The organism is Shewanella youngdeokensis (genome assembly GCF_033180165.1).
GTDB lineage: Bacteria > Pseudomonadota > Gammaproteobacteria > Enterobacterales > Shewanellaceae > Shewanella > Shewanella youngdeokensis.
The window spans coordinates 2,100,009-2,124,814 of the sequence record NZ_CP136522.1 but is presented as its reverse complement, the minus strand read 5'-3'; the positions used below and the strand labels follow the sequence as shown (position 1 = coordinate 2,124,814).

The 24,806-nt window shown below is 39.9% G+C and carries 21 protein-coding genes; 12 read left to right on the top strand and 9 right to left on the bottom strand.

Annotated features, from left to right (window positions below; translation table 11 throughout):
- Positions 1 to 329 precede the first annotated feature (329 nt).
- Both RGE70_RS09095 and pssA read right to left on the bottom strand, forming a co-directional pair.
- Positions 330 to 1,082, bottom strand: a complete 753-nt coding sequence (locus RGE70_RS09095) for a tRNA-uridine aminocarboxypropyltransferase (protein WP_310471144.1) — start codon at positions 1,080 to 1,082, stop codon at positions 330 to 332.
- Positions 1,083 to 1,178: 96 nt separating this feature from the next.
- On the bottom strand, positions 1,179 to 2,492 hold the full coding sequence (pssA, locus tag RGE70_RS09090) for a CDP-diacylglycerol--serine O-phosphatidyltransferase (protein WP_310471143.1): 1,314 nt from the start codon (positions 2,490 to 2,492) through the stop codon (positions 1,179 to 1,181).
- A 513-nt stretch (positions 2,493 to 3,005) separates the two neighbouring features.
- Here pssA and RGE70_RS09085 point away from each other — a divergent pair.
- Both RGE70_RS09085 and dacB read left to right on the top strand, forming a co-directional pair.
- A complete protein-coding gene (locus RGE70_RS09085) occupies positions 3,006 to 3,182 on the top strand; it encodes a hypothetical protein (RefSeq protein ID WP_310471142.1) in 177 nt (58 codons plus the stop codon).
- Positions 3,183 to 3,211: 29 nt separating this feature from the next.
- Complete coding sequence (dacB, locus tag RGE70_RS09080) at positions 3,212 to 4,600, top strand: D-alanyl-D-alanine carboxypeptidase/D-alanyl-D-alanine endopeptidase (RefSeq protein ID WP_310471141.1); 1,389 nt, start codon at positions 3,212 to 3,214, stop codon at positions 4,598 to 4,600.
- Between the two features lie 93 nt (positions 4,601 to 4,693).
- On the opposite strand, the gene RGE70_RS09075 is transcribed toward dacB, so the two are convergent.
- The 3 genes from RGE70_RS09075 to RGE70_RS09065 are packed head-to-tail and all read right to left on the bottom strand — an operon-like array spanning position 4,694 to position 7,114.
- Positions 4,694 to 5,431, bottom strand: coding sequence for an alpha/beta fold hydrolase (locus RGE70_RS09075; protein ID WP_310471140.1), 738 nt, complete (start codon positions 5,429 to 5,431; stop codon positions 4,694 to 4,696).
- Positions 5,432 to 5,448: 17 nt separating this feature from the next.
- The gene (locus RGE70_RS09070) at positions 5,449 to 6,129 is read right to left on the bottom strand and encodes a fibrobacter succinogenes major paralogous domain-containing protein (protein WP_310471139.1); all 681 of its coding nucleotides are present in this window, start codon (positions 6,127 to 6,129) and stop codon (positions 5,449 to 5,451) included.
- A 34-nt stretch (positions 6,130 to 6,163) separates the two neighbouring features.
- A complete protein-coding gene (locus RGE70_RS09065) occupies positions 6,164 to 7,114 on the bottom strand; it encodes an SDR family oxidoreductase (protein WP_310471138.1) in 951 nt (316 codons plus the stop codon).
- Positions 7,115 to 7,303: 189 nt separating this feature from the next.
- Between RGE70_RS09065 and RGE70_RS09060 the strand changes: the two genes are divergently transcribed.
- Positions 7,304 to 8,197 carry an AraC family transcriptional regulator gene (locus tag RGE70_RS09060; protein ID WP_310471137.1) on the top strand — a complete coding sequence of 298 codons (894 nt, stop codon included), beginning with the start codon at positions 7,304 to 7,306 and terminating at the stop codon, positions 8,195 to 8,197.
- 152 nt (positions 8,198 to 8,349) lie between these two features.
- Here the strand turns inward: RGE70_RS09060 and RGE70_RS09055 are convergent, their stop codons facing one another.
- Positions 8,350 to 10,110, bottom strand: coding sequence for an acyl-CoA dehydrogenase family protein (locus RGE70_RS09055; RefSeq protein ID WP_310471136.1), 1,761 nt, complete (start codon positions 10,108 to 10,110; stop codon positions 8,350 to 8,352).
- Between the two features lie 352 nt (positions 10,111 to 10,462).
- On the opposite strand from RGE70_RS09055, the gene RGE70_RS09050 reads away from it, so the two are divergent.
- The 4 genes from RGE70_RS09050 (at position 10,463) to RGE70_RS09035 (ending at position 15,268) form a co-directional block, all read left to right on the top strand.
- Complete coding sequence (locus RGE70_RS09050; protein ID WP_310471135.1) at positions 10,463 to 11,110, top strand: hypothetical protein; 648 nt, start codon at positions 10,463 to 10,465, stop codon at positions 11,108 to 11,110.
- A 659-nt stretch (positions 11,111 to 11,769) separates the two neighbouring features.
- The gene (locus RGE70_RS09045; RefSeq protein WP_310471134.1) at positions 11,770 to 12,540 is read left to right on the top strand and encodes a hypothetical protein; all 771 of its coding nucleotides are present in this window, start codon (positions 11,770 to 11,772) and stop codon (positions 12,538 to 12,540) included.
- A gap of 630 nt (positions 12,541 to 13,170) precedes the next feature.
- Entirely contained in the window at positions 13,171 to 13,944 is a 774-nt protein-coding gene (locus tag RGE70_RS09040; protein ID WP_310471133.1) for a hypothetical protein, read from the top strand.
- A gap of 559 nt (positions 13,945 to 14,503) precedes the next feature.
- Positions 14,504 to 15,268: a hypothetical protein gene (locus RGE70_RS09035; protein ID WP_310471132.1), complete on the top strand. Its 765-nt coding sequence runs from the start codon at positions 14,504 to 14,506 to the stop codon at positions 15,266 to 15,268.
- 135 nt (positions 15,269 to 15,403) lie between these two features.
- Here the strand turns inward: RGE70_RS09035 and RGE70_RS09030 are convergent, their stop codons facing one another.
- Positions 15,404 to 17,167, bottom strand: a complete 1,764-nt coding sequence (locus tag RGE70_RS09030) for an aryl-sulfate sulfotransferase (protein ID WP_310471131.1) — start codon at positions 17,165 to 17,167, stop codon at positions 15,404 to 15,406.
- Positions 17,168 to 17,527: 360 nt separating this feature from the next.
- Between RGE70_RS09030 and RGE70_RS09025 the strand changes: the two genes are divergently transcribed.
- Complete coding sequence (locus RGE70_RS09025) at positions 17,528 to 18,466, top strand: LysR family transcriptional regulator (RefSeq protein ID WP_310471130.1); 939 nt, start codon at positions 17,528 to 17,530, stop codon at positions 18,464 to 18,466.
- 77 nt (positions 18,467 to 18,543) lie between these two features.
- Here the strand turns inward: RGE70_RS09025 and RGE70_RS09020 are convergent, their stop codons facing one another.
- Both RGE70_RS09020 and RGE70_RS09015 read right to left on the bottom strand, forming a co-directional pair.
- The gene (locus RGE70_RS09020; RefSeq protein WP_310471129.1) at positions 18,544 to 18,924 is read right to left on the bottom strand and encodes a VOC family protein; all 381 of its coding nucleotides are present in this window, start codon (positions 18,922 to 18,924) and stop codon (positions 18,544 to 18,546) included.
- 98 nt (positions 18,925 to 19,022) lie between these two features.
- Entirely contained in the window at positions 19,023 to 19,532 is a 510-nt protein-coding gene (locus RGE70_RS09015) for a MarR family winged helix-turn-helix transcriptional regulator (protein ID WP_310471128.1), read from the bottom strand.
- Positions 19,533 to 19,693: 161 nt separating this feature from the next.
- Here RGE70_RS09015 and RGE70_RS09010 point away from each other — a divergent pair, with 161 nt between their 5' ends.
- The 4 genes from RGE70_RS09010 (at position 19,694) to RGE70_RS08995 (ending at position 24,505) form a co-directional block, all read left to right on the top strand.
- Complete coding sequence (locus RGE70_RS09010; RefSeq protein ID WP_310471127.1) at positions 19,694 to 21,154, top strand: catalase; 1,461 nt, start codon at positions 19,694 to 19,696, stop codon at positions 21,152 to 21,154.
- 64 nt (positions 21,155 to 21,218) lie between these two features.
- Positions 21,219 to 21,734, top strand: coding sequence for an ankyrin repeat domain-containing protein (locus RGE70_RS09005; protein ID WP_310471126.1), 516 nt, complete (start codon positions 21,219 to 21,221; stop codon positions 21,732 to 21,734).
- A gap of 388 nt (positions 21,735 to 22,122) precedes the next feature.
- Complete coding sequence (locus tag RGE70_RS09000; RefSeq protein ID WP_310471125.1) at positions 22,123 to 23,487, top strand: Na+/H+ antiporter NhaC family protein; 1,365 nt, start codon at positions 22,123 to 22,125, stop codon at positions 23,485 to 23,487.
- 76 nt (positions 23,488 to 23,563) lie between these two features.
- Positions 23,564 to 24,505: an aromatic alcohol reductase gene (locus RGE70_RS08995; protein WP_310471124.1), complete on the top strand. Its 942-nt coding sequence runs from the start codon at positions 23,564 to 23,566 to the stop codon at positions 24,503 to 24,505.
- The last annotated feature ends 301 nt before the right edge of the window (positions 24,506 to 24,806 follow it).

The window sequence follows — 24,806 nt, the reverse complement described above, 5'->3', positions numbered from 1 at the left end:
ATTTTTAACCAACCTGCATATTTAATCTGATTTATGCAACACAAACACTAGATAAATACATGCTCACCCGCAATTAGATCACGGTCAGGCCAAAAATACTGCCAACAAGCTTTCTTAAAAACGGTTTGTTACTCATTAACACCAATAACAGGCTTGTGTATGCAAGTCCGCAACCAAGGCGTAGAAAACGAGTTGGCCAAAACTGCTAATAAAAATAGACTGCAAAGCCGGCAAATAAAATGTTAACTGCCAATGATCTAGCTGCATGAAAAACAAGCTTAACTAATTCAGCGCACCGTTACGCAAGATTAAAAACCAAAATACTGCCATTATTTTTTAACGGCTAATGTCGCTAAGTATTGGCCTTTAAGTTCTTCAAGTACAACCAATTCCTCACGCTTATTGCGACTGCGACCGTGCAAAGAAGATTCAACAAAAAGAGCAAACCATGCCTGCAGCACTGCAGCATTTTCAGGCTCCCCCGCAGCAAACAATGCCAAAGAGGCAACTTCAGCCGTGCCAAGTTGAAAATCTCGCGCCCCTTTTCGCAAAGCGTAAGAAGCAGCAGATTCAGGTGAAAATGAAAACATAGGTAAATGATGCAAATACTCACTTTTACGAAACATTTTTATCGCTTCACGCCAACTTCCATCTAGGACAATAAACAGTGGTTTTTTACCAACAGGTAACTCTGCTGGATCAACATGACTCACAACAGTTTGATTTGCGATGGCATATTCAGCCGGAAAAATTAAATAGGCTTGATATTGAGGGTCATTTATTATCGACAGCATTTTTCGATTTGGCTCATTACGTGACCAAATATACGCATGCGTATCGGGAATAATATCAGCAATAAGTCGACCACTGTTACTAGGCTTAAGTACTTCGTCATCATACATTATGAGTAAAAATGCCAACTCACTGTTTACCTGGGTACGATCAGCGCAAGTACAAAACTGCTCAGCAAGTAAACAGCATTGACATCGAACCACGTTTTTTCCACGCGCAGAAAACGGCTTTGAAGAGATAGCTTTTCGATAATCATACAAATGATTAACCGCGTGTTTTGGTAAGCTCATTATAAATAAAACCTATTTATTCAGTACTATACGTACTATTAAACAAATAAAAAAGCCTACTAAGTAGCAGGCTTTTTTACAATACAGAACTCAGATTTACAGTATACGTCTTAATAAAAAATCTGCTCGTAACCGTTTTATACGCTTTAAAATCTTACGCACCGGCGCTGGATAATTATGCAATGTCTCTATTTGGCTATAATGATATAAACGTTCAGCATGTTCGAGAATATGCGTTTGCTCTTCTTCAAATTGCTGCTTCCATGTTTCATTATCATCTTGCAGTAATAAGCCGTTTTCGAGATCTAATGCCCAAGCTCTAGGGTTTAAATTACTACCAGTAATGAGGTGACGTTTACCGTCTGCGCTCACACCCTTTAAATGAAAGCTGTTGTTACCGTCTTTCCACAAGTGAACATTCAATAATCCACGGTCTATCGCCCATTGTTGCCGTTTTACAAACTTACGTAATGATTGCTCATACATGTAAGGCAAAGCGCCAATAGTAGAAAATGGCTTTTCTGGTGGAATATAAAAATCATTGGAAGTTTTATCACCCACCACAATGTCAATTCGTTTGCCTTTACGTAAGTGCTTTGCAAGTGCACGAGCCAAAACATAGGGAGGATTAAAGTACGGAGTGCAGATAAATAAAGCTTCTTCTGATTCCTCCACCATTGCAACGATGACTTTATTTAGTTTGTTTTTCTTTCGGCCAAGCCCAACAATCGGCGTAATTCGGTTGCCAACTTGAGTACCCGTAAACTGATATTGCGCTTTTGTTAAACGGTTTTTTAAGCTGCTAACTTCGTTTTTTGTCGGTAAACGTTCAGTATCTTTAGCCTGGGTTAACGAACTAACGGCAACATCATTAACTAAATATTGTTGGATCATTTCGCGCATGCTGCGAGCAAGTTCAACAGATTCAATAACATGGTAACGATCAAACCGATACTTGTTATTTTCATGCAAGTAGATGTTGTTCAAACTTGCGCCACTAAAAATGACGGCATCGTCAATCACAAAACCTTTTAAATGCAGTACCCCCATAAACTCACGTGATTTTACAGGCACACCTAGAATATCGATTTTGTGCTCAACGGCAGCGTTCACTTCTCGGTACATCAAGTAGTTGCCACTGTCACCTTTATGGCCAATTAGCCCTCGTCTTGCACGGTGAAAGTCGACTAATACTTTGATATCTAGTTTTGGGTTGCGTTGTTTGGCTGCCATTAATGCCGCGATCACTTCCCTGCCCGCTTCATCATCTTCTAGATAAAGGGCAGCAAAATAGATTGAATGTGTGGCATTTTCAATACGCGTTAACAGTTCTGTTTTTAACGCTTTAGCCGTTAATAACCATTGTATTGAGTCTGGCTGTAGCGGTATTCCACCTAGCTTGCTCAGCAAGGTTCTCTCCTTAATAGTCTAACCATCAAATTCATTGCTAGGCTGTCGTTGACTCAACATAAAAATACTATGTTAGCTCCGGATAAGCGATAATACTGCTTCACGGATCGCCTTTTTGCACGATGGTGTGTTCAGGGCTTTAAACAATGTCAAACATCTCGATTCGAACGTAATGACACCTGCCTATATGGCGATGATGTCAGGGTAATTTACGTAATCAAGCATGACTGATGTTGCCGATGCTCTTCATTTTAAAATATAGCATCTAAATCCTCATAGATAGGAGCATGAAATTACCGATTTAAGCGGCTTTCGGCAAGTTCTTTTTACTGTTTCAGCGTGTTCTGGGCATAAAACAGCTATAACGGTCACTAATTGCTAATTAATTAGACAAGAAGCCTAAATTAAACGGCGAACTTTTATCGATGTGAGCGAGGTAAACTAGCAAGTGGTCACTGTATCTCTGAGTGAGCTTTGATAATATTAATGCTTATTTTTTCAATTGGAACCCGAATGAATTTTAAGTCGCTGCTGATTTTAATCGTGGTATTACTTGCTGCATGGGCTATTTTTAATTTTAAAGTGCAATTAGGTATATTAGTATTACCACTGTTTTTTGGCTTGGTATTGTTTATCACCTTTAAGTTATACCGTTTAATGGAAAAAGATGACAGCGACTCGTACGATTAAGCTTTCGGGTAACCATAAAGGACATAACTTTGAAATTTAGTCACGTGCTACTTGCTGCTCTTTTGTTTACTCAAAGCTATGTCAGTCAGGCAGCTGTTGAGACTGTCATCGCACCTAAAACGTCGTTAACGGCACTCAAAATTATTGCGACCACAACTGACGGCCACGATGTTAGCAAAGAGGCCGACAGGCTTTTTGTGCCCGCTAGCACCATGAAATTATTAACGGCTGTGGCCGCCACGGCATCTTTAGGTAAAGACTTTAAGTTTCAAACCCATATCTATAGTAGTAGCCCAATTATTAATGGGGTGATTCACGGCAATATTTATGTCTCTTTTAATGGCGATCCCAGTTTAACCCGCGACGATTTACGCCAGCTTATAGCTCAATTATCAAACCAAGGTTTACGTACAGTGACCGGCAGTGTGTTTTTAGTCGGTGATCAGTACGAGATCCAGCACGCTCCAGGGCGAGTATGGGATGATTTAGGGATCTGCTATGCTGCTCCCGTATCAAACTTTATCCTCGATAAAAACTGCGTTAGCGCCATATTTAAACCCCGGTTGGCTGATAATACCGGCATTGTGGAGTTAACAAGCCAAGCACCTATTATCATTAACAGTCGAGCAGTGTTTGATAAACAAGGTCAGCGGCCATTGTGCTCGCTATCTCTGGCTAGGTTTGAGAATAACCGTTATCGATTAGATGGCTGCCATAAAGGCAATCAAGCTTTAAATTTGTCTATCGCGGTGACCGATCCCGTTCAGTACGCCATTGATAACCTGTCTCAAATCATGGCGGCATCCAGTGTTACAGTACGTGGAAACATCAAGTTATCTCAAAGCCTGCCAGCAGATGCGTTACAGATAGCTCAGCATCAATCTGCGCCACTAACAAAGTTACTCACGACCATGTTATTGAAGTCCGATAACTTGATTGCTGATAGCTTACTAAAACGCGTTGGCCACAACGTGTTTGGCACTAATGGGACCTTTGCTAATGGCAGTCTGGCAATGACTCAAATACTCACACATTTAGGCATAGATTTAAGCAGCGCCAATATTGTCGATGGCTCTGGGCTATCACGTTACAACTTACTAAGCGCAAATCATTTAGCTCAAGTAATGGCGCTAATTGTTAATGATCATAACTTTGCTTTTCTTATCGATGCACTGCCGGTTGCCGGCAGCACTGGTACGTTAAAATACCGCCGTGGATACCAACAAGCACCATTGAAAGAACACGTTATGGCGAAGACAGGTTCAATGCTAGGGGTATACAATGTTGCAGGAGTGATAAAGCAAAATAATAACATTGCCTATATCTTTGTTATTTTACAAAACGGAGTTAGCCCAAATAAACAAAGCCACCAGACTATGCCGTACGATGCTGCAGTGTTAAAACAGTTACTTAAATAATGTGCTGCTAAAGCTTACCAGGTACACATTTGATTATATTGTATTAGGTTCAGTAACTTAAAGCGTTAAGTTCATACCGCAAAGACAATGATGTTAATGTTTGAATGTTGTTTTTTGTAAAAAATGTATCGTTTGCAAAGCAACTTCTTGATTGTTTCGCATCTGAGAATGATTAACGTCAATCGCAATAAAGTCGCTCATGTTTTTAAGCTTGGCCGACTCGACAGAGACTAAACCATCATTCGCCCCTGTAAATTTGTCATTGGTTAAGCTCGATGACTTTGTTCCAGCAATAATGCCAATATTTAGGTCCAGCTCCTCAAGACGATTACCTAAGCTGTTGCTCCCAGTCATTAGCGCTCGGCTTATACCACCACCGAGCTGCATCAGCCATGAATCACTTAAATGATCTGCTAGCTCACTGCCTTTGTTTGGTGTCCCTATTAATACCACCTCTCCTATACTTTCTTTTGGTAATACATGATTATTTTGTAGGTATGCCCTTATAACCAGACCACCAAGTGAGTGCCCAACATAGTGCACTTTTGGCGCATACTGTATGCAAGCATCAATCTGCTTACTTGTTTGTGCCAATACAGCCTCAACGCTTTCACCAATACTGGCATAATCTAACCGGCAAACTTTATAGCCGGCTTGCTCAAGCCTCGTTGCCAACCGCCACATCGCGGTATCACTTCTCCCCAAACCATGAGCCAGTACAACGAGTTCTTTATCAAGCTGCTCTGTGGAAGAATACGCTTCTGTGTGAGAGCAGCCTGTTATTTGCAATAACAACACGATTAGCGCCGCGGTAAAGTATGAAGTTTGCATGATGGTCTACCTTGTGGCTATTTCGGTTGAATTTTTACACACCGAACCGAAAACATATGGCTCTTTTGTAATTTAGCGCGGCGAATTTCTCCTTTATGGGAGTTCCACCAAGCGTAAGCCAGTGTTCTAGCATAGGCCTTTTTGTCTGTCGCGGTGCTACTCGTCCAAAATTCACTATACATACCCTGTGTGATATACCAGTTGCCTAGCTTGACACCTGCTGGGGTTGCAGAAAAATGCGTTGTATTGACCTCAGCTTGCTTAAAACGTTTAAAAAACGTGTTTGGCTGCTCAGCTTTAAGCGTAATGGCTATGTCATTCTTACCTCGCCAACCCTCTTCATTTACCTCTTTGTCAGAGATCCCAATCGCTGTCTCCAGGGCTTTCCAGTCATCATCAGAAGCAACACGCCAACCGACAGGACAAATGTTGCGCTGATCGGCTACATCATGCCAATCGTAAAGCCTGCCATAGCGTAAGAGAAGACTTGCATCATCATCTGGAATATAACCAGTGTTTACTTTGCTGCCAGTTTGAAAAGTGGTTGTACGTAAGTTTTCTGCTAGCCAAACTTGCTCGCCAATTTGCACAGTTCGGTATATGTTTCCGTCACTATCTTGAACGGTGTCAGTGTTGTTCGCTGATGTATTAGCTGTTGTAAACATAAAAAGCCCCATGATCAAAGTTAGTATTTTCATTTATTTACCTCGAATATTCGCACTGATATAAGCGCTAAATTGCCCAAATATACCCCGTTTCTTTTTCGGAAAGTTGCCATAGTTTTTTTAGTGAGAGGGGATCTAGAACAAATGGCTCGAGCTTACATTCACCAACTGGACCACCAAAATTCATTAAGCCTGTTGGACCGTAATAGGCACGCTGTTTCAAATCAGCTTGCGTTGCACACATCACTTCTGGATACGCACCTTTTTCAGCCGTCTGGGCAAGCCCAATTTTGACCATCAATGACCAAGAGAGTCTGGTTGCTAAATTGGCACTTTCGCGGATAAGTGAGGTATTTGACGCGCCTGGATGGCAAACATAAACCTGCACTTGCTTGCCTGCCGCTTTAATTTTGTTTTGTAATTGATAGGCAAACATAGTTTGTGCCAGTTTGCTTTGGCTATAGACCTTGTTTGCGTGGTAGTTGTTGTCCCAGTTCATATCGTCAAATTGAATTTTTCTTAGCCCTAATTTATGGCCTTCACTCGACACAACAACAATCCGCCCTTGTGACGCTTCAATACGCTCAAAAAGCAATCCACACAATAAAAAATGACCATAATGATTAACGCCTAGCTGGCTTTCAAAACCATCGGCTGTGAGTTGTTGAGTCGCAACTTGTGCGATAGCGCCATTACAGATCAGCGCATCAAGTTTAGGAACTTGCCTTAATAACTCGCTAGCAGCTTGTCGAACTGAAGCAAGCTTAGCTAAATCTAAGGTGACATAACTGACTTTGGCATTATTACCAAACTCGTCAGTTAGCTGTGCGATCGCAGCTTCAGATCTAGCAGGGTTACGATTGAGCATCACCACCTCGGCGCCTTTAGACAACAATATACGGGTTGCTTGAAATCCAGCTCCCGTATTGGCACCGGTAATAGCGAAGGTTTTACCTTCTAACGAGTTTAGCTGCTCAGGAGTCCAGCCTTTTGCGCCAAAAGTATTTTTGATTGTCATAGTATACCTGCTTGTGTTTGTTGATAACTCAGCGGAGCAATCTTGATTAGATGTGCACACTATAAGATCCATTTTGAGACAAAAATAGGCGATTTACTCGCTTAAACATGCCTATTTGTATCATGCGATTGAGTTGGCAGGCTCAAGATGCTAATTTATACAGAGTATTAGTAAAGAGGGATCGCCGCTATGAGCAAGGCAAAACTCAAACAACTCATCGAACGCAGAATAAATAACAGCGGGATGATTGAAACCGGTATAGAAGGTGTTCAAATATTTAAAATAACTGATCCAATCAGCTGTGCACCTGCCGTTTATGAACCTTCAATAACAGCAATCGTTTGTGGTGGTAAAGAAGCCATTTTAGAAGGCGACAAACACACTTATAGCAGTAACCGATACATATGTTGCCCGATGTCTATCCCCATTGAAGCCGGAACACCAGACTCATCTCCAGCAAACCCATTAATAGGGGCCTATATCTCATTAGACACTCAGTTGATGACAGAGCTATCGCTGCAAATTGACAGCTCGATAAATTCAATACATGCCCGAAAAAATGCCTCAGGTACACCAGCATTACAAACGGCAAGTTGGAGTGAAGAGTTTTGCGATGCACTATACCGACTTCTGCTATTGAGCGAGAACCCGGCCGATAGCGCAATACTAGCAAAAAGCCGGTTGCGTGAGCTTTACTACGCAGTCTTAAAAGGCGAAGCAGGATATGCCTTTAGACGGGCATTTGGTGTTGGCAATGACATGGCTCGCGCTATAGAGCAGCTATCTTCAAACCTAACCGAGGCTGTGACAATTGAAGATATGGCCAGTAAACTGGGTATGAGCCGAGCTGTATTTCACCGGAAATTCAAGCATGCTACTAATATGTCGCCGATTCAGTTTGTTAAGTCGATGAGACTTAACAGCGCCGCCATGAAAGTTGCCGAAGGAGTCAACGTTAATGTCGCCGCAATGGAAGTTGGCTATACAAGCTCATCTCAATTTAGTCGGGAGTTCAAGCGGATGTTTGGTAAATCTCCAAAGCAGTGGCGCCAAGAAAAAGCAATGCTAACAAATACTATCTAATAAACATTTAGCAGCTATAAATAAACGAGTCACAACAGGGGTTAACATATAAATCAAAGTTTCCCCCCGAAAACAAAAAAGGATCCGCGTTGGATCCTTTTTTAATTCTAGTTGAACAGATGTATAGAGTATCAACGTTCAATCATTAATGATTAAAATAATGCTTCGTCCATATCCATTATTGCGGCGTCACCCATCGCAACCTGTGACAAATGATAATCCGCTTTTGCTAATAGCTTATCGAAGTAAAAACGGCTTAACTTTTGTTTTTGTTGCTTAAAGCTACTGTCTACATGGTCATTCGCGGCATTGGTCATCGCTAACCAGAAGTAGCCATATAAGCTGTAACCAAAGGCATCGAGGAAGTCCACAGCACAAGCATTGATTAACGCTGGCTTTGTAAGCTTGTTCTCATTCACGTCTGCCGCTATGACCAGTAACTGCTCAAACAGTGACAGTACTTTTATTTTATCGTCAGTTGAAACATGTTCAAATTGATTGATATTACTCACATGTTCAGCAATAAATTCCTTTAGCGCGGTGAGGTTGTCTCCGGTTACCTTACGGCCCAAGAAATCGATAGCTTGAATGCCGTTGGTCCCTTCGTAAATTTGAGCAATTCGGGTGTCACGCACCAGTTGTTCAATACCGGTTTCACGGATATAACCATGACCACCAAAAACTTGTTGCGCCATAATGGCTGCATCTAAGCCTCGATCACTTAAAAATGCTTTTGACACTGGGGTAAGTAAACCAACATAACGGCTAGCTTTAGCTTTAGTTTCAGCATCGTCTGAAAATTTGGCTAGATCTAATTGCTGCCCGGTGTATACCGACAATGCACGCCCTGCTTCAGTTAAGGTTCGAACTGTTAATAGCATACGTCTTACATCACCGTGTACTAAGATAGGGTCGCTGGTGGCACCTGTAGGTGAGCCTCCAGCAGCAACGCCCTGAACACGGTCTTTAGCATAATCAGTTGCCATTTGGTAAGCCGCTTGTGATGTACCTAAACCCTGAATACCTATTGCGAGTCGCTCGTAATTCATCATAGTGAACATACACACTAAACCACGATTAGGTCGGCCAATAAGGTAACCTTCTGCGCCATCGTAGTTCATTACACAAGTAGCAGAACCCTTAAGCCCCATTTTATGCTCAATAGACCCAACAGTAACGCCATTTGCATCACCGAGGCTTTCATCAGCATTAACCTTAATTTTTGGAACTAAAAATAGCGAAATACCATGACTGTTTGGTAACTTAGCTAATACTAGATGAATGACATTTTCTGTTAAGTCATGATCGCCACCAGTGATAAATATTTTGCTGCCGGTGATGTTATAGCTACCATTATCATTTGGCACAGCTTTGGTGCGAATACCACGCAAATCTGACCCCGCTTGAGGCTCGGTCATATCCATAGCGCCAGACCATTCACCGCTGTACATTTTCGGCAAGTAACGTTGTTTTAGCTCTTCAGTACCATGCGCGTGAATAGCAAGTGCTGCGCCGGCAGTAAGTGAGCCATATAAAGTAAAAGCATTACACGCGCTATACGCCATTTCATCAACTAAAACGCCAAGCATTTTTGGCATGCCCATACCACCATGCTCAGGATCACCACATAAACCGACCCAACCACCTTCTGCGTATTGGTCATAAACGGCTTTATAGCCATCTGGTGTGATCACCTTATCAGCCTGATGACGAACACCTTGCTCATCGCCGCTACGGTTAATAGGATGTATTAATTCGCGACTAATTTTGTCTGCTTCATCCAAAATCGCTGCAGCAGTGTCCATATCGACAGATTCAGCCATAGCCGGCAATTCTGACCAGGTTTTAGGTGCATCAAATACTTTTTCAAGAAGAAAGCGCATTTCGGCTAATGGAGCATTGTATGGGTTCATAATGGGCTCTTAAACGATGGATTAAAACAGTTGTTTAAAGTTATCAGATGTAGATAAAAAAGAAAGCTTTTTCTTACTTTTTGAGCTTAAAACCTCACACAACAGATTCAATAATATGCAAGCCAACTTATTGCGCTTAAACAATAAACCGCCAATACAATTGGCAAGTCACCTGCCCTAAAATACTGCTCTTTTGTAGAAAAATGTCAGCAATTGCAGGTTATTTACATCATGATTACTGCTCAAACTGTTACTTTTACGAGTTGCTAGATGTCATTCCCCCCCTTAACCTGCATTAGAAAAATTTTACGTTGTGAATGCCTCTTACGTTAATACACACTTCAGGAAATACATGAAACTCACACAATCAACTCGTTTTGTCCTCTTTACTACTTTGCTAGCATCAACCGCCGTTGTTGCAGCAGATAAAACTACCGAAAAGCATTTAGACGATCCAACGCGGATCATGACTAAGGTCGGCGCAGGTTATGACGGTGAGTTAACCTTTAACGGTTCAATCGGTTTAGACGAAACTCGCATGCTGCGTGGCCAGATCAATGCAGATGGTAGCGAGTGGCAACTAGGGGGCTCTTGGTTGTTTGATAAAGGAATATTAAATGCTTACTTAAATGGTCACGAACAGCGTAATACCTACAATCTTGGTACTTATGTGTCGCTGTCATTGATGGGCGTTGATACTGGCAAATGGATGGTGTTCCCAATGGCGGGAGTCACTTTTGTCGATGGTAAAAAAGGCAATGACAATAGTACCGGCGCATATTTAGGTGCATTCGCTATTCGCCCTATCAATGCACAATGGTCAGCAGTTACTTACGCTGGTGGATCAATAGGTTCAAATAGTTACTCAAGCCTTTGGCTAGGTGCTGGCGCCAGTTACAAGATCACGAGTAAACACAGTGTAAGATTAATGGGCTCATATTCTGACGATAATTACCGTACAGATAACAAAGTCAGCTTTTCATACAATTATGAGCTGTAACATCAACTAGCGTTATAACATTACAGTGGTCTGCCTTTGGCCACTGTTAACAAACGTTGTATACATGTTTACAACATTTAGGTTTGTTGCAACCTACTAAAACACGACTCTATTCTCTATTGAGCTCCACACAGGTACATTCGCAAAAATCAGGTTGGTCACCATTGCGGTGTCAATACTGGCTAAGCGTTTAATACAAGCAAAACTAGATTCGACCATTAGCTTTTAGTTAAAAACCACCGTGTGCCCCAGCTTGTTAGCTCATTTAAACCAATGAAAAATAATACTTTATATTTATACATCACAATAGTAACGCTAGCGTGACTTAAATCACCATGTTAGATTTTTTCTGTACTTAATCATACTATTTGTAAATAAACAGCCCACAACAACGGAATATGAGAGCTAGCACACTGCATTTTTCAATCCCCTAATGGCCACGCCATTACTGCTGAACAGTATAGATCGAAAGAGTTTTTTCATATTTTTAGAAATAACCATTTTTGTTGTGCCAAACCTCAAGAAAAAAAACAAATAAAAAACATGCAAAAAACAATTGTCGATTCCATCACAAAATTAAAACGCCCCAGCCTTTAAATTACACCCAGAAACAAAAACATAATAAACAACTAGATTGTTATATATAGGGTGATGAAATAATGAATACAAAATTACTATTAAAAGTATCTGCAATTGCTGTAATGGGTGCATTAACTTGTGGTTCAGCACAAGCAAAAGTTTTTAAAGCTGACACATTAATCAGTGTCGGTGGACGTGCCCACCTTGACCAAAACTCTAAAGATTCTAACGTATCTAACTACTTCTTTTTATCAGCAACGCACCAAGTATTTGCTGACTGGGGCCAATTATTTGTTAAAGGTAGATTAGAAAACCCATTTGGATTAAAAGATACTGCATATTTTGGTAAAGATGCAGCTATAAGCTACCAAACACTGGGTGATCTGTATTTAAATATCGGCGATAGTAATTTCCAATTCTGGTTAGATGAATCATCATTTAGTAACACAGCCATTCACGAGATGACGACTCTAGCTGGTGCAGCTTACAAAATGCAGTTTGGTAAACTAAATGTAAAAGTGGGTGCTGGTGTTGCTTACGCCTTTGGTCATGTACCTTATACACCTGCTTACCATGGTAATGGTTATATCGGTACTCGAATTAACGTATTGTACCCTATCAATAAACAATTTGTGCTCTTTGGTATGTTTGATTCTCGCTGGGATCGCCCTGAAGATTACTATCAAACATTTAGTTTTGAAGAGAAAGACGGCCATCATGCAATAGCGGGCGTTAAGTATAATCATGATAAGCACATGGCATTTGGTGTTGCATACCATAACTTTAAGCAATTTGGTGGTTACAACCACGACGGCCAAACTGTTGACTTTACATTAACTTACAAATTCTAAAACCATTAGAATACAGTTGATAAGTTAAAATTAAATAGCTGTTCCGATATTAAAGCTACTGATAAGTGATGACTATCAGTAGTTTTTTTTATTTATAGAAGTACCACATTAAACTGAATAAACTACACCTAATTTTTTGAGCTAAATAACACTTCAAGCTTACATAACTTTAGATTGCAATAAATAATCATAATGTTAATTAAACACACCTCAAACTAAAACGACAGTTTTGCCCAATTAACAAACCTCACTTAAGCCCTGCTTAGCTAAAAACCAAACGAAACAACAATACATCCCTTTGTTTAACACTTATCGTATTTACAATAGCTTGTTAATATTCTTCAACTTTAATAACCGTTAATAAAGTTTGGATTGCAGCCCTTAAACTAAAGTTACTAAATAAAACATTAATACCGAGCAATTTAAAATAATTAAAAACAACTTTAACACTTTATTAAAGTTACACTTATAGTTGCGTACACTATCAAACATTAAAGCAATTGATCTACAGAACGAGAACAATTGTCGATTACGTCACAATATCAACACCTTACAACCTATAAATTACTACCCAGAAGCAAGGCAACAACAAATAACAAATAACAAATTATTTATATATAGGGTGATGATATGAAACGTACTAACTTATTATTAAAATTAACTGCTGTAGCTGTTTTTGGCGCATTAGCATGTGGTAGTGCACAAGCAAAGGTATTTAAAGCCGACACCACGGTCACTGTAGGTGGCCGAATGAATGTTGGTGATAACTCTAAAGCTTCTGGCATAGCTAACAGAACTTTTCTTATGGCCACTCATCAAGTATTTGCCGATTGGGGCCAAGTCTTTTTTAGAGGCAGATTAGAAAACCCATTTGGACTTAAAGATACCGCGTGGGAAGGAAAAGATGCACCACTCAATTACCAAACATTTGGTGATTTATATTTAAATCTTGGTAAAAGTAACTTCCAATTTTGGTTAGATGAATCGTCATTCAGTAACACTGCGATTCATGAAATGAGCCTACTTGCTGGTGTTGCTTACAAAATGCAATTTGGTAAGTTAAATGTCAAAGTGGGTTCTGGTGTTGCTTACGCTTTTGGTCATGTGCCTTACACCCCTGCTTATCATGGCCCAGGCTTTATTGGTACGCGTGTAAACTTTGTATACCCAATTAATAAAAAGTTCTTAGCTTTTGGTATGATGGACTCTCGCTGGGATCGTGATGAACAGTACACGAGTACTTACGGTTGGATTGAAGATGACGGCCATCACTTAATTTTAGGTGGTAAGTATAACTATAACCAAAATGTATCATTGTCTGTGTCATACCATAACTTTATGGATTTTGGTGGGTATGACCGCGATGGCCAAACATACGATGTTGCGTTAACTTACAAATTTTAAATAAGTTTGCACTAGCTAAGGCACTCTTACTTGTAAAGATGTAAATACCGAAAGCTGTTGATAACTGATGACTATCAACAGCTTTTATGTTTTTACGAGACATCATAGTAATAGTTACAATAAATTGTGGATTGTATAACCCGAAGAATTGACAACTAACAAAAGAGGATTTTACTAATAAACTCCAAGCTAATTAATTATTTACCTCCCATCAAAACACACAGTCAAACAACGACAAAACCGACAGTAATAGCATGCGACTGACCGCAATTTAACGAGACTCGCATCTCATTATCCGCTAGCTACATGACCCAGTTCAAAAAAGAATCAGCACCTGTTCACAAAGTAACCGATAATTTTTCAAAAAGCTTTTTCGGAATTTTAAAAGTCAACGATGTAGATGAGGCTGGTATCAACAAAGCTACAAATAAAACATTAATGAAACCTCAATAGAACGTAAATGTCGAGCAAGTCACAAACACAAAACACACCAAGCTATAAATTACAGCCCGAAATATTATACCAATAAAAAACTTATTCTTTTTCGGGTGATGTAAAAATGAACGTATTATTAAAAGTATCGACTGTAGCAGTTCTAGCTGCCTTAACTTGTGGAACCGCCCACGCAAAAGTACTGAAAGCAGACACTTCAGTCGCTGTTGGTGGCAGAATACATATCGGTGACGATGCACAAGCGTCGAATGTACCAAATAAAGTTGTAATAAGTGCTACACACCAGGTCTTTGCAGACTGGGGGCAAGTATATTTTAGAGGCCGATTAGAAAATCCATTTGGGATCAAAGATACAGCTTGGCAAAATAAAGAAGCTACGCTAAATTTTCAAACATTTGGTGATTTATATTTAAATCTTGGTAAAACCAATTTTCAATTTTGGTTAGATGAATCATCATTTAGTAACACTAAATTACATGAGTTAAGCACTCTAGCCGGTTTTTCTTACAAAGCTAGCCTTGGCAAGCTAAATATTAAAGTCGGTGCTGGTGCTGCATATTCTTCAGGCCACGTTCCTTATACCCCTGCATTTCATGGTGCAAGCTATATAGGTACTCGCGTAAACGTATTATATCCTGTTAATAAAAGCTTCCTTGCTTATGGTATGTTTGATTCTCGCTGGGATCGTGACAGAGAGTTTATGGATACTTACCAGTGGGAAGAAAAACACGGTCACCACATTATTTTAGGTACTAAGTATAAGCATACCAAAAACGTTTCTATGAGTTTGTCGTACCACAGCTTTATATCTTACGGCGGCTACAATAAAGACGGTCAAATGGTTGACGTTGCAGTGTCTTATAAATTCTAAGGCGGCTAGTTCAATAGGATATTTTATAATATAGCCTAAAAAAGCTGTTGATATTTTATTTTTATCAACAGCTTTTATATTTATGCATAGTGCTAATAATAGTTAATTATTTAAGCTACTTAAAACAACTATTCTTTATTTAACAAACAAACTATTAGGCTTCACAATTAACGCGCGATAATGTGGCTTATGTGGTTTGTCGGTTAACACATCAATCTCAACTAATAATTTCTTATTATCATAATCTACTTCAGTAATCTTACCCAATGTTGGAGTTGGTCCAGGTTTGAATAAATTAATTGAACCAGAGAAACTAAACATAGTGTTTTTATCTGCACGGTATTCTGTGATAGATGTAACCGGACTGTACCAATCATAACCTTGATTTTTACCGTACTCCCAGCTCTGCTCAATCGTTCCCTTATCTTCATCAATTTTATATTCTACAAAACGTGAATATTTCATTGTTGGTAATGCAGGTTGCTCTAAGTTTCGACCATCACCATTATCAAAGACGGTTAAAGTTCCTTTACTCGATAACCACGCAGTATGTTGAGTGTAAGTCCAGTCAAAATCAGTGCCTGTACATTTACTGCCTTTACAATTTAATTTATTACCTTTGCTATCGACTGGGGTTAGTACTTTATCGGATAAATCCCCCCAACCTACATTAGGTGCTTGGATCCACTTAATTTTTTTATCTCTACCAATTTTCATTACCCCTTGGTGGCGGGCTGAAATAATGATGGAATCATCTGAAGGATCATAATCGGCCGAGTTGATATGGGCCCAGTTACGGCCAGGACCGACGCCTAACGCATCTCCAAATGGAGTATCAGGTTCTAATTTCGCCTGCTCTCCGACATGATCTAAATCCACATTCAAACAAACCGCACCAGAATCTAAAGCGCCGAGTAGATCATCACGTAAAGGATCAATGATTTTGTTCAAATCCCAAACATCGATTAGGTTGCCTAAACGATCAATTTCAATAACTTGATCGCGCACAGTATGGACATATTGCCCATCTTCACGACGATAATTAGCCTTACCAGCGCGGATAAGAATAGTATCATTAGCGGTATAACGTGCTTCGTGGGAGCCGTCCACATATCCACCAGGTAACCGTTTGAAAGTGATAACTCGACCCATCATGTCAATCTCACCCCAGCTTTGTCCCTGAACAAATACGTAGGTTCCATCTTTAGTTTGGCTTAATCCCATTAAATAACCGCGGGTATCCATATTGCGATCATAGCCATTATAAGTTGTATCTTGGTTTAGCCACCAACGGTATTCTCCTTGAGTATCGATCATATAGGTCATTGGAGCAGCTTCGAAAGTAGCAGAACCGGTGGCAGGTGAAGGGTCAAGCGGATGTGAATTTTGTGGTTTTTGACCCGACCAATGTATATCTGAGCCTTTAAACGTCGCAGTGGATGAATTGACTAAATACAATCTATCTTCAAAGCCTTTACTTACTTTTTTAACATCAACGGGCTGCATAGCGGTCAATGTCCGATTATCAATATAATGATTAGTCAGTGCGCCTGTTAGAATATCGTAGCTTTCTTTATACTTTTTACCCTCTTTTGTGAATTCCACAATTACTTTATTTTTATACTCAGGATACATTCCCCATACAGGAATACCATTATGGGTTAAAATTGATTGATTACCTACTTTGTAAGATATATCGACCCCATTTTTACCTTTACCCAGTACCGTAACCTTTACATCTTTAAGGTCATAACCATCATGCAAAATAACAGCCGTTAAAGGTGCGTTATCGTAAGGGTTAACAATAACGGCACCTAACTCTCCTACCCCTGGAGCTGGTGGATAACCTGCTGCATTTACGTTTAAATTATATAAACTACTTACAATAACTGCTGCCAATATACATTTTTCATATCAACCTCATTATATATGTTTAATTACAAACAAATTAACAACCAAAACCACGATTATCTGTTTAATATGTATGCAATATCGGCTGAGCTAAGTTAAAAAAATGTGACGAATATCATTATTTAATAATATTCAATTTTTTGAGTTTCAATTATTTGAATACTTAGGTTATTTAGGCTGCTAAAGTCAATTTTTACACTAGCTATACCAAACATCTTGATTAGCTAATATACAGGCTCAATATGCGTATTAATCACGAAATGTGCGATAAAGTCTGGGAATGAGAGTTACACAACAGAAATATGCTCAAGCATAGAGCAATATGTTAAGAAATTATGTGATAAACATATGAATAAATTTAATAACTTGAGCGTTAACTCACTGATTTTAATAAAAACATTATATGAGGAAGGCTCTACTCTAAAAGCGGCTAAACGCTTGAATATGTCACAGTCTAACGTGAGTTATGAACTGAAAAAACTAAGAGAACTTTTTAATGACCCATTATTTATAAAAGGTGGAGACGGGCTAATTGCAAATAGTCGCGTGACAAATATATACCAAAAAATACCAGATTTACTCTGTGAACTAGAAAACTTATATAATACGACTGAACATTTTTCACCAGGTGACTATCAAGGAAGCGTCACGATAGCGATTATAGAACCACTCGCGCTTGGTTTAATCCCTATTTTATATAAAATAATCACTAAGCAATGCCCTAACATCACCTTGACATTTAATATTTGGAGCACCGATAGCCCAATGCAACTCGTTCGCGGGGAAATCGACGTTGCGATTCATGTTAATGTTATTGACGATAATTATTTAATAGAAACGCAGAGTATTATCCCGGCCTTAAGAGTCATTGCGTGCAGAAAACATCATCCGTTGGCGTCTCACAAAAATTACAATTTCAAAGATATATGCCAATATCCAATGTTACTTTCAGATGTTCATCACGCTACGCCATGTCCAAATTTTATTGAGAAAATCTGTATAGAGCATGGATTAACATACCAAGTTGCTGCTAGATGTAATTATTTACCGGCGATGGTTGAGCTGCTCTTGGATAGTAATTCAACTTTTTATTCTGCAAAAATTAGTTTAGACAAATATGCAGATAAGCTTGTGTTACTTGAACCTCCGGTAGAGCTGACTAGAACACTACCAAATCATTCATTGTTATTTCCTAAAAGTCAGGCTAACTCACCATTTAACCAATGGCTAAGAACCCAAATAGAACAGGTTTTAATCAATAGTACTGAAGCCAGCGAGAAGTTATAAGTGATTTTGGCAGGTATAGCGGGCTCAACGACCTAGTATGAACCCACTTGAATCGACGCTATCACTTATGATTAATATTAATCATAGCGATGAATAGCACAAATTTTGTTGCCTGCTGGATCACGTAAATACGCTGCATATAAATTACCCAGCGGCAATTCTCTAACACCCGGCGGGTTTTCGCACGTTACGCCACCATTTTTTGTGCCTGCTAAATGCCAAGCATCAACTGTTGCAGGGGTGTCAGCGGAAAAGCCAATTGTAGAGCCATTACCATGACAAGCTGACTCACCATTTATGGGTTTAGATATGGCAAATACACCGGTGTTGGTAAAATAAAAGCAACGGCCTTTGTCATCAATTACACCTGCGTCATAACCCATAGCCCCGAGAATAGCGTCATAAAACCGTTTTGACTCTTGTACATCATCCGCACCAATCATTACGTGACTAAACATTTACACCTCTATGAATATTAATAACAAAATAACCACATAAATATACTTAATCTTTGACATTAATGGTGTGAGATAAAGCTGAAAACTACACTCTCAGTTTAGCCCTTTTCTATGTTATTTATAATCTTGTCTAACAACCGATTTAGTGACTGTACTTCTTTTGCACTAAAACCTTTAAGAAATGCTTTATTAGATTTTTTGAACTCTGCATAAACGTCCTCAATTAGCTCTACCCCTTGCTCAGTCAACCTAATAGAGCGTACACGTTTGTCTTTAACGCAATTAACCCGTGTAATAATGCCCTTCTGTTGAAGCCGTTTCATATTTTTTGTCAATCCACCCCAACTAAACAACATATAATTGCACAACTCGGACGGCATTAACTCAAAAGGTGGCTGGTGATTACTGCGTCTGAGTGAGGCAAGTAGATGAAAATCACTGTACTGTAATTCTCTATCTTTCATTATCTTCGTAATTTGATCAGTTGTACGGGCCGATACTCTGTCAATTCGAGGAAATACCAGTGACGTTCCGTCATAGTAAGACTCTGACCAGTTGTTTTTAGCTTGTTTTAAAAAGTCATCAAACTTCATTACACTTTGTGACATAAAAACACCTTGTATTTGTTGCTAGTTACCTTTCTAGGGAGCTATTATTAATTAGCCTTTCTTGAGAGGCATTCTGTCAGTTAATTGTCCCTATCGTCAATGATATCGATGATTAATCCGTTTGAATTTACATTGCAAAATTATCAGCTCTGGAGATGAAAATGACTTACAAAGAAAAATTAACCACTACCAACGGTTGTCCGGTTGCCGACAACCAAAATGTGCAAACGGCAGGTCCTCGTGGGCCAATGTTGTTACAAGATGCCTGGTTTCTTGAAAAGTTAGCTCATTTTGATCGTGAGGTTATTCCTGAAAGGCGCATGCATGCAAAAGGCTCTGGTGCGTACGGTACATTTACCGTTACCCATGATATATCCAACTATACCAAAGCCAGTATTTTCTCTACTGTTGGCAAACAAACCGATTTATTTGTACGCTTCTCAACTGTAGCTGGTGAACGCGGCGCAGCAGATGCTGAGCGCGATATCCGTGGTTTTGCCATTAAATTCTACACTGATGAAGGTAACTGGGATTTAGTTGGCAATAATACTCCGGTATTCTTTTTGCGTGATCCACTCAAGTTCCCTGATTTAAATCATGCGGTTAAGCGTGATCCGAGAACAAACTTGCGTAACGCCAATACTAATTGGGATTTTTGGACATTATTACCAGAAGCCTTGCACCAAGTAACGGTTGTGATGAGCGACCGTGGGATCCCGCGCTCTTACCGCCATATGCACGGGTTTGGTAGCCATACCTTTAGCTTTATTAATGCCGATAACGAACGTTTTTGGGTTAAATTCCACTTAAGAACCCAGCAAGGAATTGAAAACTTAACGGATGAAGAAGCTGAAGCGATAGTAGGTAAAAACCGTGAAAGCCACCAGCAAGATTTATATGAAGCAATTGAGAATAAAGCATTTCCACGCTGGAATTTACAAGTACAAATCATGCCAGAAAAAGAAGCTACAACTTCTAGTGTACATCCATTTGATTTAACCAAAGTGTGGCCCCACGCCGACTACCCGTTAATTGATGTTGGTGTACTGGAGCTAAACCGTAACCCCGACAATTACTTTGCCGAGGTTGAACAAGCTGCATTTAACCCGGCCAGCATTGTACCTGGCATAGGGTTTTCACCAGACAAAATGTTGCAAGGTCGCCTATTTTCATATGGTGATGCACAGCGTTACCGCCTCGGGGTAAATCACGTACATATTCCCGTTAATCAACCTAAATGCCCGGTTAATTCGTATCATCGTGATGGTGCAATGCGCGTTGACGGCAATTATGGCAGCACTAAAGGGTATGAGCCTAACAGCTTAGGGTTATGGCAAGACCAACCTCAAGCTGCAGAGCCACCATTACAACTCAGTGGTGATGCTTATAATTGGGATTTTCGCGAAGATGATAGTGACTATTACAGCCAACCCGGCAAATTATTTAATTTAATGACACCAGCTCAACAACAGGCCTTGTTTGAAAACACGGCAAGAAGTGTTGGTGGAGCCTCGTTAACGGTTCAACATCGACATATTTTAAATTGCACTAAAGCCTCACAAGCTTATGGCGAAGGTGTTGCTGCCGCATTAGGGCTCAACATCAATGATATTGTTAAATAAAGTCTAAATACACCTGTGCAGCTCTGTTGTTATTGAGCTGCACAATCATTAAATTAAGGCGTATATGAAAAACTGGACGACCTACCAGAAAACCTACCGTAGCGAGCCTGATATTTACGATTTTGCTAGAGCTGGTGATTTTAGAGGCTTGGCCAATATCATTACCGACACCCCTGACTTCGATTTTAATGCCGTTAATAATCGCGGTTATTGTGCATTAATGCTGGCGGCATATAACGGTCAGCATGATTTTTGTGAAGCGCTATTAAAGTGTGGCGCCGATGTAAACTCATGCGATTATGCTGGCAATACTGTGCTAATGGCCGTAGCGTATAAAGGGGATGTAAACACTCTAGCAATGCTATTAAGTTATGGAGCAGACGTCACATTGGTCAATAAAACCAATATGGATGTTCGAGCTTGGGCAATCATGTTTAAACGCACTGAAATTTTAGCCTACCTCGATACAATACTGCCAGTCAGTACCGCGCAATCAAGAAGTAGATGTGTAATGCGGTTTATTAAGCTTTGGGGGGTCATGTTACTCAATAGAAAACGCTTTAAAACAGCTAAAAGTTAAACTGAAACTGAAGCTGAAACTGAAACTGAAACTGTCTCCCATGTTAATGAGTATTTTGTAAAAACATACCACATGCATTTGCGTACCACGCTGTCACCTAATTTACGATGACAACATATTCTCTGAATACATTTCTTGATAGCGACATAAGACTCTGTTCATTATTTATCTCAATTTAGTGGTTAACGGCGCGATTAACATTGTAATAATCGCCTTGTTTAACCCTTTGCAAATAAATACATATATCAATGCATGATTTAATTGTTACGGACAAACCAAATCATTGGCACGCGTGATCAGGTTCGATATTTACCATTTATAGACTCGAGTGCACCATGTAACAAATACCTGCAACGTTAAAATATACATTCTGTATTTTGAGGTTGTTATGAACACTTGGATATCTTTGTTACCACCACTTTTAGCGATTGTATTGGCCATCACAACCCGTAAAGCTTATTTAGCTATTTTGTCTGGCATAGTATTAGGTTCCATACTGATCGCGCCGACAATTCCCGTCGGTTTAATGGGCAGTTTAAATGCGATATCTCAAACACTCCAAACCTCCAGTGCCCTTAATAGTTTAATATTTATTTTAATGGTCGGCGCCATTATTCAGCTCTTGCAAAATAGCGGTGCAATTAACAACGCACTACAACTAATCACTAACAATAATTGGGTTAAAAATCGGGTTCAGGCGCAGTTAATTACTTTTGCAGCTGGTTTTTTAATGTGCCTTGAAGGTATTGGATCCATGATGATGGTCGGCGTTTTTGGTCGGCCCTTGTTTAAGCGCTATCACGTGTCTAAACAAAAGCTGGCGTTTGTTGCCAATGGCACTGGAGCCCCGTTAGCCTGGTTATTACCTTTTAGTAGTGCAGGCATTTTTTTAACTGCGTTGATCCAGGTACAAGTTGATCAAGGGCTGATCTCAGGAAAAGCAGCTCAACTGGTTTTTGCTTCTGTGCCGTATCAGTTTTATACCTTATTCATTCTAATCACCGTGCTGCTAGTTGCAGTTACTCCTTTCGATTTTAATAAAACGACCGCTTCAACCAGTAACAACAAATGTAGCAATAGTGCTATCGATGTTGACTCCCGTTCCCCTTATTCATTATGGGTTGTTATGGCACCGCTCTACTTGTTGCTACTGAGCATGATATTAATCGCAACCGTGACAGGAAACGGTAACCCTATTGATGGTGACATAAGCAGCGCAATATTCTACAGCGGCTACGTTGCAGTTTTTGGTAGCGTGTTAATTTATACATCGCACGGGTTAACGTTAAAACCAACGTTAAAGTGGACTTTACAAGGCATGTTGCGAATTTTACCCGCAGTGATGATTCTAACTTTAGCATTTAGCTTAAGTCATGTTATTGGCCAACTCGGCACCGCTAATTATGTTGCAGCATTAATGGTAGATCATGCACCTCAAACTCTATTTCCAGCCATTGTATTTGTCGTTGCCATCATCATTTCATTTGCCACAGGTAGCTCAGGTGCCACGGTCAGTATTTTAATCCCAATCGCTCTGCCTATGGCTGAAGGGATGGCTTTGCCCTTACCTATTGTTATTGGTGCCGGTATATCAGGAGCCGTTTTTGGCGACCAAAGCTCGCCAATATCAGACTCGGTCATTGTTGCAGCATCAGCTGCCGGTTGCACTCCAGACAGCCATTTTAGCACTCAAATCCCCATTACTTTTTGTATCGCAACTTTAGCTTTTATGAGTTATTTGGCTGTGACATGACCGTAAATAATTAATCATATTCACCCTGGTTATTTAGTACAAATGCAATTTATATTCATTAAAAAGAGAGAGTAATATGTCCACTTCTAAGCAGCAAACCGTCGCCGTGATTGGGGCTACAGGGCAAGTTGGCTACCCCCTTACGCAAGCCCTATTGGCCCTAGGGCATAAAGTGATTGTCCTTACCCGCGGCTTACAAAATGAAGGTGCAGGTAAACTGTCAGAATTTAAAGCCAATGGTGCTCAAATTATTGAAATTACCGATATGAGCAATAAAGCAAGCATGATTGTAGCCTTACAAGGTGCTGATACATTAGTGAGCTGCGTACCGGGCGCTAAAGCTATTATTACCGAGTTAGAACCTATCTGGTTAGAGGCAGCAATTGCAGCCGGTGTTAAACGTTTTGTGCCCACTGAGTTTGGCTGTCATACCCGTGGCCTTGAATATGGCGACGGGGTTTTATTTGACTACAAAAAAGACCTGCATAAGAAAATTTTAGGATCTGGGATCGGCTGGACCATGATCTATACGGGTGGCATTTTTGACTATTTCTTACCCAACTTGCGCTATTTCAGAAAGATCACCACATTAGGCAATATGGACATTCCCATTTATGTACACGACATAAATGACATTGGTCGCCTTGCCGCGTTAGCCGTAACTGATGAACGGACTTTAAATCGCTGTGTACAATTGGACTATAATGCACTGACCCAAAATGAAATGCTGGCGTTATTAAAACAGTACCACCCAGATACTCAATTTGAATATGAATACTTTTCAGAACAGTTCATCACAGAACAACGCCTGGTGAACAATAATGGTATTTCCGCTAAAAAAGGGGCTGAAACCGATCAAGAGCGTTGGGGTATTAACTATGTTAATTATGTAATTGGTAAGCTGGCCAGTTTTACTGACGAAACATTAAGAGCTACCGAGTTATATCCTGATTTTAAATTATGCAGAACCCCCGCACAGGCAATTGCCGATCCGGAATTTATCTTTGAAAAAACCTAGAGTTCATAACTTTGCGTCTAAACAATGGTTTTCTACACTAAAGCGGGAATATAAAAGGTGTAAGTACAAAACATATTTAAAAACACAGCGTGTATTGTTGCGAGTTTAGCAATAGCCAACATAGGCCAATGTAATCAATGGTTCTAATTGTTGTTTATTCAAGCTACCTACAAGTTGCAGTATTACTTAATGCCTTTAAAGGCTTAAATAGCCTGAGTAATACTGCAACTTTTTTCATTGTAACAAGCAATATGCGAGTTTCGATATAGGCTGCGCTAACTACAGCTTAGGTTGATGCATA